The organism is Mogibacterium pumilum, from assembly GCF_002243385.1.
GTDB classification, from domain to species: Bacteria; Bacillota; Clostridia; order Peptostreptococcales; family Anaerovoracaceae; genus Mogibacterium; species Mogibacterium pumilum.
The window spans coordinates 110301-120698 of record NZ_CP016199.1; the positions used below are offsets into that span (position 1 = coordinate 110301).

Annotated in this window: 12 protein-coding genes; 1 reads left to right on the forward strand and 11 read right to left on the reverse strand. The window is 43.7% G+C overall.

Translation table 11 applies throughout. The features are described 5' to 3' along the window. The 10 genes from AXF17_RS00525 to AXF17_RS00570 all read right to left on the reverse strand — a co-directional run. On the reverse strand, positions 1–255 hold a 255-nt coding region (locus AXF17_RS00525), incomplete at its 3' end, for a hypothetical protein (protein WP_169711285.1). A gap of 473 nt (positions 256–728) precedes the next feature. Further along, a complete protein-coding gene (locus AXF17_RS00530; RefSeq protein WP_094233322.1) occupies positions 729–1919 on the reverse strand; it encodes a DHHW family protein in 1191 nt (396 codons plus the stop codon). 16 nt (positions 1920–1935) lie between these two features. Then, entirely contained in the window at positions 1936–3339 is a 1404-nt protein-coding gene (locus AXF17_RS00535; protein ID WP_094233323.1) for an MBOAT family O-acyltransferase, read from the reverse strand. After that, positions 3329–3826, reverse strand: coding sequence for a DUF4358 domain-containing protein (locus tag AXF17_RS00540; protein ID WP_094233324.1), 498 nt, complete (start codon positions 3824–3826; stop codon positions 3329–3331). The genes AXF17_RS00535 and AXF17_RS00540 overlap by 11 nt, the downstream gene beginning before the upstream one ends. Further along, positions 3827–4636, reverse strand: a complete 810-nt coding sequence (locus AXF17_RS00545) for an SGNH/GDSL hydrolase family protein (protein ID WP_094233325.1) — start codon at positions 4634–4636, stop codon at positions 3827–3829. A gap of 91 nt (positions 4637–4727) precedes the next feature. Further along, positions 4728–5189 carry a threonine/serine exporter family protein gene (locus AXF17_RS00550; RefSeq protein ID WP_094233326.1) on the reverse strand — a complete coding sequence of 154 codons (462 nt, stop codon included), beginning with the start codon at positions 5187–5189 and terminating at the stop codon, positions 4728–4730. Between the two features lies 1 nt (position 5190). Beyond that, positions 5191–5949, reverse strand: a complete 759-nt coding sequence (locus AXF17_RS00555; protein ID WP_094233327.1) for a threonine/serine exporter family protein — start codon at positions 5947–5949, stop codon at positions 5191–5193. Positions 5950–5978: 29 nt separating this feature from the next. Further along, positions 5979–7631: a putative manganese-dependent inorganic diphosphatase gene (locus AXF17_RS00560; RefSeq protein WP_207651567.1), complete on the reverse strand. Its 1653-nt coding sequence runs from the start codon at positions 7629–7631 to the stop codon at positions 5979–5981. Between the two features lie 110 nt (positions 7632–7741). Continuing rightward, the gene (locus tag AXF17_RS00565) at positions 7742–8218 is read right to left on the reverse strand and encodes a peptidylprolyl isomerase (RefSeq protein ID WP_094233329.1); all 477 of its coding nucleotides are present in this window, start codon (positions 8216–8218) and stop codon (positions 7742–7744) included. Positions 8219–8371: 153 nt separating this feature from the next. Further along, the gene (locus AXF17_RS00570) at positions 8372–9250 is read right to left on the reverse strand and encodes a DUF445 domain-containing protein (RefSeq protein WP_094233330.1); all 879 of its coding nucleotides are present in this window, start codon (positions 9248–9250) and stop codon (positions 8372–8374) included. Between the two features lie 160 nt (positions 9251–9410). Between AXF17_RS00570 and AXF17_RS00575 the strand changes: the two genes are divergently transcribed. Then, positions 9411–10166 carry a tRNA threonylcarbamoyladenosine dehydratase gene (locus AXF17_RS00575; protein ID WP_094233331.1) on the forward strand — a complete coding sequence of 252 codons (756 nt, stop codon included), beginning with the start codon at positions 9411–9413 and terminating at the stop codon, positions 10164–10166. 44 nt (positions 10167–10210) lie between these two features. Here the strand turns inward: AXF17_RS00575 and AXF17_RS00580 are convergent. Continuing rightward, positions 10211–10398, reverse strand: a 188-nt coding sequence (locus AXF17_RS00580) for a zinc finger domain-containing protein (protein ID WP_094233332.1), incomplete at its 5' end; no start/stop codon positions are given.

Sequence of the window (10398 nt, forward strand, 5' to 3'; positions counted from 1 at the left end):
ATTCTCTCCTATCAAATCAATTTTGATATTCTTAAAATAGTCGGGACCACGAGTACCCTCATTAAAGTCACCAGAAACATTCACACCACTTATACTGGGTGTGTTATCTGCTGTTTGTTCTGTTTCTTCTGATAAGCTTCCGCTTGCTGCTGATGAATCACCAAGTTCTGCATAGTCGGCTGCCATAACGATTGGTGTGATATTAAATAAAATAATGCAGACTAAAATAACAATAGATGAAATCTTCTTTATCATGATACACACTTCTCCAATTTTTTTATAGATATAAATTTTCTATTAATTTATCATATATTATTATATTTTAGCAAGTACTATATATGAAACACGTTGCGATTTATATCTGCAGGCATCACAGCCAAGAGTCGTGGAAATAAAAAAGTGAAGTGTGAGGTTTCGGCAGTATCCGCGGTTTACGCCGATGCAGATTAACACAGTCGAGAATTGTTTTATCATTACAAGTCTCGCAGACTTTGTATAATCTGCCAAGTAAACGCAGTCTGCTGCCAGCTGCTCGCTTCCACTTACCCAATCGTCACAGCCAAGAGTCGTGGAAATAAAAAAGTGAAGCGTGAGGTTTCGGCAAGTTCAAGGTTTGCGCTGTAACGAATTAATGAAAGCGAGAATTGTCTCAACACATCAAGTTTCGCAGCTTTCATATAATTCGTCAAGCAAACGAGACTCTTTGCCGAGGCTCACGCTTCACTTTTTTATTGAAACATCATTGACAGCGAATCATCCGCAAAGAACGTATTCGCATTATAAAGGAACAACACATCGGTTATTCCCTCTGAAGCAATCAGGTCATCGACATTATCAAAGTAATATCTCGGATCCACAACCACGATTTCGCGGTAATGCTGCGCTAGCATCGGAATCACACTGTTCGCGTACGAGTCCTTAATCAGGAGCAGCCTCCTATTAGACTCTGTCGGAGTCTTGACCGTGTACATCGGATGGTTACTACCTCCAAATACCGTGTACGCATCCTTCTTATCCAGGTTCTTAAGCTGATAGAACTTAGTAGTTTTCTTCTTAGTGTCACCATAGTAGATGACCGAAGGCTTTGTCGCCTTCTTATTCTTAGGCAGATTGATCTTGATACTATCGTATCTTCCGCCTGTAAATCCACTCTTCGAGTACATGGTTCCCGCGAAGTCATTCTTCACAACCTTACCCTCAAACTCCATCGGCATACCTGCGCCCAGCGCTGGAACAATCGCCTTATATGCGATGTACGCTCCATCGCTCGTCCAGTGGTGGTCAGTTCTATAGTATAGCTGTACATCTTCTTTCTTCTTATTGAAAGTCTTCCTTACATCTATAGTTTTAATTCCTGAAGCCTTGATATTCCGGTAAAAATCATCCATCGTCTTGTTCTGATCCGCCAGTCGGACAGTTATCGGTAGCTTGTCGGACATGATATTTCCCGCATTTGGCGCAAGAAGGAATGTCATGCTTAGATTAGGGTACTTCGCCTTAAACTCTTTGAGCGAATTCTCCACCGTATTCAGTGTCTTCTGCTTTGGTGTCACTATGTCTTCAATTAGATAGCCATCGTGTGCTCTATACACGCCATTAGCCTTGAGCTTGCCCTCGGTAACGTCGACAGCCGACTTAACCTTTATAAAAGACCCTCGCAGAAGGAACTGGTCGTTCACGTAGCTATCCATCTTGGATTCTAACCTACCGCCGAAATAGTTCGAAACAGATATGCTCGGGAACTCCTGTAGCATACGGTTTTCAGAAGCTGAGAACGACTTATCTGGAACTATGAGATTTATAAGGAATACAGCCGCAAGAACAAACACAAAAATGACACCGGTGTACGCTGCCATTTTGTTCTCCGAACTTTTGAGCTCGGCATTTATTTCATTTCTAAAACGGTTAATCTTCTTCAAAACTTACTCCTCAACGCTAGAACCTGAAGTATAGGAACGGATTATACGAACCATATACCAGGTATGCGACAGAAACTATGAGTACTGCGAACACCAGCACAGTTCCTACCACCGGTTTCTTCTTATATAGCTCTCTGAATTTCTCAATTGGATATGGTGTTACCACACATGCACCGACGATCAACATTATAAAATTCGTCCTTATGTAATACAGTGCTGTAATATTTATGAACGACACCTTACCGAGTCCGAACATAACAGCGAGATACGATAGAGCCTTGCTGATATCTGTGATACTAAAGAACACCCAGCTTATCATAACTATGACTATCGCATATACGTGTCTAAACCAGTTTGGCATCTTCTCTAGATATTTGCCATATACATACTTCTCGAGTATAAGCAGCACTCCAAAGTATGCACCCCAGAGCACGAAATTCCAGCTCGCACCATGCCATAGACCAGTCAGCGACCATACTATGAGCAAGTTGAGAATGTGTCTGTGCACCTTTACTCTGTTCCCGCCGAGTGGAATATATACGTACTCACGGAACCAATTAGAGAGCGACATGTGCCATCTACGCCAGAAATCCGTGATAGTCGATGCGATATATGGATAGTTGAAGTTCTCGTCAAATACGAAACCGAACATCTTGCCAAGGCCTATCGCCATGTCGGAATATCCGCTAAAGTCGAAATATATTTGCAGCGTATAAGAAGCGATTCCAACCCAGTATAGCACCACCGATACTTGACCATGCGGCAGGCCGGATATCTCTGTGTATAGCGAGCCAAGTGCATTTGCAAGAATAACCTTCTTGCCTAGTCCGAGAATAAATCTCGACGAGCCCTCACCAAACTTAACAAGGCTAGTCTCGCGATTGTCTATCTGAAATTCAACATCCCTGTACTTAACAATCGGTCCAGCGATGAGCTGTGGGAAGAACGATAGGTATAGCGAGAACTTGAGCAAGCTATACTGCGGTGCAACCTTTCCCTTGTACACGTCAAATACATACGACATCGCCTGGAAAGTGTAGAACGAAATTCCGATTGGCAGTGCGAGTGAAGTGTAATGAATGTGCCATCCTGTAATCGATGTAATGGTATCCATAAGGAACCCGAAATACTTGAAGAAGCCGAGTATCAACAGGTCTACTACCACTGTAAACAGTAGGTTTCTCCTGCCGGTTCCTCCATACTTCTGCTCATTGTGAATCTGAATGGCCATGAAGTAGTTGAAGAACGCGCTGTACAGCATCAGGAATAGATAGACTGGTTCACCCCAGCTATAAAAGAATAAGCTGGCAACGAGCAGCACTATGTTGCGCTTTCCCGTCTGCTCCTTCGGAATCAGATAGTACACGAGCATCGTAATCGGAAGGAAATAAAATATGAAGATAATACTGCTAAATAACACTTAATAGTACCTCCTCATACTTATCCGGATCCTTGGCAACTCCGTAGAATACGTACTCACCCCTCGAAGTTACAATTGCATTCTTAAGTTCCTTGACCTGCTCTGGTCCGTAATTGTCAAATGCCTCTATCTGGCTGGTGATGCGCTGCTCCACGGCATCTTTGACAGCCTTAACATCAGACTTATTCTTGACCTTGATGACGAGGACCTCGTCAACAGACAGAGCTTCCTTGCTCTTGTAATACAGAACAGCCTCATAATTGTTAGCATCTAGCCCGATGAACTGCACGAGGTCACGAGGTTTCTGCTTCTGTAGCTTCTCTATATTAGTCTTCTTAATAAGCTGTGCCTCAATCTTATCCATCGAAACATCCTTCGCATTTTCACGACTATACACTATAGTGAGAAATGCAAACAGCACAACAATAAGTACACACTTTAGGATTCTGCCATATCTTATAGCATCTCTACGTGATTTAGTATTCATCTACAGTTCTGCCTCCTCAATCATCCTATCCAGCCAGTACGGATAATACGTTGCCTGCGCATGGATACCGTCACCAGCATAAAGCTCTGGATGTTTCTGCAGAATATCCGCTGTTGGAATATATACGTACTTATTCTTAGCACACATCTTCTTGATGGCACTGTTAAATTTCTTATAGTAGCTAATCGACTTGTTCTTTTCCATCGCCGCATCGGTAGGTGCCGAGATGCCACATACACAAATCTTAGTCTTTGGCGAAGCTTTGTGGAACGCCTTAAGTCTTTCCCCGTACTTCTTGACAAATGCCTTTTCGTCACCTCTATAGTTACCCATGTCATTCATTCCAAATGCAAAGAACGCTGTACTTGGATATGTTCCCGCGGCACTTGAGAATAAATCGTCACCAGTCATAACACTTGAGCCGATTTTGCTAAATACCTGATCCTCACTAAGCCAGCCATATACGCTTAGACCCTCAGTAACCGAGTCGCCTACAACGATGCTACCCTTAAACTTGCTCATATACCTAGCCTTATTATTCTTTCCATTCGCAGAAACTTCACCGCCGAGTGCCGAAACAGCCTCTTCAACACTCGTTACGGAATTCTTCTGAATAGCCTCTACACTCTTTCTGTTCTTGTCTATCTCGTCTTTTCCAACTGGAACTTTGCGATTGAACTTAAATAAATTAAATAGAAAGACGACAAGAAAAAGCAGCAAGACTATACTTGCTACTTTTTTTGTATTAATTTCTTTGATGTATTTTCTAGCTGCATCTGTAGCTTGCTTGTTTCTCTCTTGTCTAGCCATATTTCCTCTTCCAGGTAAAATTCTTAGACTATATAGTACCACCTATACAACCTTTTTGTGGCTATTTTTTTAATCTAATTCATGAAAAATTTTAAGCCTTTTTAAGCATTCGATAGAATATGGTTCCGTACTTATTTACGATCTCTATTACCATGAATCCCATTGCAATTCCGAGGCAGTTCAGAACTAACTGCTTACCTTCACTCGCCGTCTCCTTAGGCATATCCATTACCATCGCATACATTACGAAGTAAAGATTGTTTCCCGGTACTAAAGGAAATGCGCACACGCTTTGGAAGATAGTGGCAGGTGCTTTGTTCACTCTCGCCATAACCTGCGCATAGCCAGCTACAAATATAGCACTGATAAGAGTTGCCAAGAAGTAATTGTGGAGAATTTCATCTGTGATTACGTACATTCCCCATGTACAAAACGCACCTATTCCGCAGAACATAACCTGCTTACCTTTAACATTGAACCATAGACCGAAGCCCACGCAGGCAGCGGTACATGAAATAAACTGTATTATAAGGCTTGGATTTAATTCGGTCATCTTAGAATACCCCCTTGAATAGTAGAATTGCTGAAGCTATACCGAAGGCAATTCCAGCTGCTCCGATTATAGAATTTGAAATATTAAGTATTCCTGCAAGCGTATCTTTGTGCAGTAGGTCGCTGATTCCATTGGTGAAACCGAGCGCACTGACAAGGAGCATTACTACACCAACAGTGATATTGCCTGACTTTTCCGCAAAGCCCACATATACAGAGATGATTATGAAAATCTCTGTGATAAACGCCTGAATAAAATTGGAAATTAAAGGATTGTTCTCCGTCTTCGCTAATCTTCTACCTAGGAAAACGATAATTACCGCGGACAGCACAGCGATAATCGCATCCTTAACACCACAGTTAAAGAACACACCGAAGCCTGCTCCACCGAGGATTCCTGCGAGATATTCCAGATATGCTGGCTGCGGTGTTCTGTTGAGAACTTCCTGCAACATGCGTTCAATCTCATCTGGCTCCGGCTTTTGACTACATACGCGTCTTGACAAGTTGTTGAGATAGTCAAGCTTATCGAAGTTAACTGAAGTCGAAGGGATATGTCTAATCTGAGTGATGATATTCCCATCCGCTGTCTCAACAGTTGCCTGAATATTGCTGTAGATAACCCAGATATCTGCGTGCGTGAAGCCGTAGCTCTTGCACATTCTGTACATACTGTCCTCAACTCTACTAACCTCGGCACCTGCACGAAGCATCTCTCTGCCGATGTTCAGAATTTCCTTAAGAATTCTCTTGTAATCCATTTCTGTCCTTCCTTATAGCTAAATATACTTTAAACGCCTTGAATCGCGTCCATAAACGCCGGAATTAGCTGTTTCTTTCGTGATAGTAGTCCGTCTATCTTAAATCCACCCTCTGTAGGTGTTGCATCCTCAAATGCATTCATTATCATCTCGCCTGCATGCTCGCCGGCATACAGCATCTCTGAAGAGGAATGCTTGATATCTGTGAGCAAGAAGAATACCATTGAAACTTTATTTTTACCACATTCATGCTCCATAAGCGGAAGTAGCAACTCCTTGATATTGTTAAGTTCTCCATCGTTCATCGAACTAATCTGTCCAACTCCGAAGCTCGAGCTTCCGAATGTAAACTTCTTGTAATCCTGATAGAAAATCTCTTCTGCCGACTTATCCTTGAGGTCTGAGCCAGCTTCGAACATCTCTGCTGCAAAAGATTCTATGTCTATACCTGCGATTAACGCAAGCGCACCAGCCGCCATCTTGTCCTGTGTCGTACATGTCGGCGATCTAAACATCAATGTGTCGGATACTATTGCCGCACAGAGAAGTCCCGCAATATGCTTAGGCAGTTCAATTCCTCTTTCTATATACATCTGATACAGAATCGTAGCGGTACACCCAACCGGCTGCAGGTTGAAAAATATCGGCTGCAGAGTCTGAATAGTTCCTAGTCTGTGGTGATCTACAATCTCGATAATATCCGCATCGTCGATATTATCTACCGCTTGTGATTTCTCGTTATGATCTACGAGAATTACCTGCTTCCTCCTGATATTGAGCAGGTTACGCCTCGAAACTGTTCCGACGTAACGACCTTTGCTATCAGTAACGGGAAACGCTCGATGCCTAGTAGCTCCCATCTTCGACTTTACACTGTCCGTATAGTCATCCAGCTTAAAGCCTTCGATTCCATCAGATGTCATAAATGCTTCTAGCGGCACACTCTTGTCTATTTCCCTTGATACCGAGAAAGTATCGAGTTCTGTCTCAATGACTACGGCACCTTTCTCATTTGCGAGCTCGGCAACTTCCTTAGATGCCTTTGCACCAAGACACAGTATGATACATCCTGCCCCGGCCTCGAGCGCTCCAATCTGATTCTCTTTGCGGTCTACCAAGATTACTAGGTCATGCTCCTGAACGACGCCCTGCATCCTCTCTACGAGGGCTGCGCCAACGAGTACCTTTCCCTGATTAAAGTGCATACTGCCATCGCCAACAGTAATCTGCCCATTGATAGTGGCTGCAATATCGCTAAATCTAGGAGACGTACTAGAAAGGAATCCGCTACTCTCCGCATCCATGAACGTACGGGCGATATCCCCCTTCGTGATAAGTCCTATGACCTTGTTGTTCTCCGTAATCGGCTGAGTGACAGCTTCGCTCCTCCCCATGATGCCCCAAGCTTCTTTGATAGTCATCTCTTTAGGCACTCCTGGTGTATGGCGAATTTCCATGTCTCTAACCTGAGTCGCAACATTGTCCACGTATTCGGGTACATCTATTCCGAACTTCTCAAGCACAAACTGCGTCTCACCGTTAAGCTCTCCGGCACGGCGTGCTACATAGTTGTTGGTGTTTGTAATTCGATTTTTGATCTCAGCATAGGCAATCGCTGAGCATATTGAATCCGTATCAGGATTCTTATGTCCAATTATTATAATCTTTTTATCAGATTTCACGGTTACCTCCTGACATCTTATAAATAGGCAACGCCACACTCGTATGAGTGCGGCGAATCTTCGCATATAACGGCACAAAGTCGCTAAAACACCTGTTTAGGCAGGTATTACTACTTAATGGTAATAGTCTTGATTACCTGATCCTCGTTCGGCTTATCCATCATGTTGCGTGGAACGGAAACGATGCGGTCTGCCTCGTCCATACCCTCTGTAACCTTACCGAATGCAGCGTACTGACCGTCGAGGTGTGGTGCATTTTCAACCATGATGAAGAACTGGGAGCCAGCCGAGTTAGGGTTCATCGATCTAGCCATCGAGAGAACACCTCTCGAGTGCTTGAGGTCGTTCTTGAATCCATTTGCCGAGAATTCACCCGGAATACTATATCCAGGACCACCCATGCCTGTACCATCAGGGCATCCACCCTGAATCATGAATCCTGGAATAACTCTATGGAAAATCAGTCCATCATAGAATCCCTTCTCGCAGAGTTCTACGAAATTCTCAACTGATTTAGGTGCGATATCCTCGTAGAGTTCACCACTCATCGTTGCACCGTTTTCCATCTCGATTACAAAATTCTTCATCTATATCTCCTTCATTTCTATACAAAAATTAATAAATAATTTGTTTAGCCGTATTAATTTTACATCATGCATTTGACCGCCGCAAGGTACAACAGGCTTTGTTTATAATTAGTCATTCTTTGGTGTATTTTCAGTGTTTTTAGTCCGTTTCAGCTAAAAAAGCAGATTAATTAGCCCCAGCACAAACCCGATAAGCGCTCCTAGATTGACGATGGTATGGAGCTCCTTCGCCATGACCTCCATGACCATATTCTCAAGCTGCTCGACTTCCATATCTTCGATTTTTTGTCTGACCATCCCTGCGATATCCATCTTTGCAATTATTGCTGGAACAACAGTCCTTACTGCATTCCTATAAACCTCTCGCACCTTCTCCCGCAACTCCTTGTCGCTCACGCCATTACTCGTTATCATGTCGTAAACGTTGTCGCCGCGCAGTTTACCCATACTGCGGCTAACCTCTGGTGCCAAGAATTTATAGCAGTGTTCATCGACGTATCTTCCGATATTATCCGAGATCGAATCGAGAATACCGTCTATCATCTCTGGATTTATGAACATCCCCAGTATAGAACCGCCGAGCTGTTCCCCGATTATCTGACCGCCCTTAACCTTGATAATATCTGTAAAATTAATGCTCTTAACCGCATCCGCCATTCGCTCTGTCACCGCATAGTCGAGGTTTGTCGTAATCGCCTCATACTCCTCCTCAGAAGATGAAATCGCTCTAAATCCATTGTCGATGTCCGACTTCAGAATGTTCATAACGCGTGTGACAACAGCGTTCTCCGCTTCGTTATCAAGTGCCTTGCTCTCGATATCTTCGCTCGTGACGAGGTGATTAGAGATAACGTCTCCTACGGACTTTGCAAGTCTCGACTTGCCCTTCGGTATAGCTCCAGGTGTCAGCGGAACCTTGTGACCGAAGATGTATTTCTCATGGCGCGGTCTAAACAGCATCTTGACCGCAATATAATTAGTGCAATATCCTATAAGTGCTCCAATCAGCGGAGCAGCGACATATTTAAACATCGTTAAAACCTCCAGTGTATACGAACGAAATTATATCACTAACTGGACGTAGTTTGCATAATAATGTAAGATATTTCAGTGATTTATTGTAATAATTTATAGCGATTTATGTTGGCAAATTTCGATGCAAAAACACGGGGTTCGAGTCCCTAGCGAGTATATGATTAATCAATTTTCAAGAAGTGAATTAATATATGGAACAGATGCAATCGAGCGACTGAGAGGATGCCGCGTTGCGGTTTTTGGCGTCGGCGGGGTCGGTGGCTACGTGGTAGAGGCACTTTCTAGGGCTGGGGTCGGCGCTCTTGATATCATCGATAACGACGATGTCAGCCTGACAAATATTAACAGGCAGATTATCGCCACTCATGAAACTATCGGCGAAAGCAAGATAGCAGTATGTGAGGCTCGAATTAAAATTCTGAATCCAGACTGCGAAGTGCGTGGGCACCAGATGTTCTACTTGCCGGAGACTGCGGAGCATTTTGACTTCACGGAATATGACTACGTTGTGGATGCCGTCGACACTGTGTCTGCAAAGCTCGACATCATCGAAAGATGCAAAAGCGTGGGAGTTCCGATAATTTCCTGTATGGGTTGCGGTAACCGCGTTGATCCTACAAAATTAGAGATCATGGATATCACAAAGACCTCGATGGATCCGCTAGCCAAGGTTATACGAAAAGGTCTTAAAGATAGGCGTATCAAGGGTGTAAAGGTTCTATGCTCCAGCGAGGAGCCTATCGTACCGATTATCCCCGAGGGTGAAGCGACCGAAGGTAAAGGAACTGCCGGCAGAGTAGCTCCCGGGTCAACACCATTTGTCCCTGCCGCTGCAGGACTTGCAATAGCTAGCGAAGTCGTGAAGGATCTCACAGGCTTCGACTCACGAGAACGAACAAAAGGTGGACATTAGGTCCACCTTTCTTACGCTTAATTTTATTTACCATACCACCAAAATCACTTCTGGCAATTAGGGCAGTACACGCTGCTCCTGCCTGCAATCACAGTTTTCTCAAGCTTGCTCCCGCACTTAGGGCAAGCCTCTCCTGCATGGTTATACACCTGTAGAAACGAAGTATTTCTGTAGTCCGTCCCTTTTCCTGCCAGATAGTCCTCTTCAGAAATCTGATTCTTGTCTATCATGA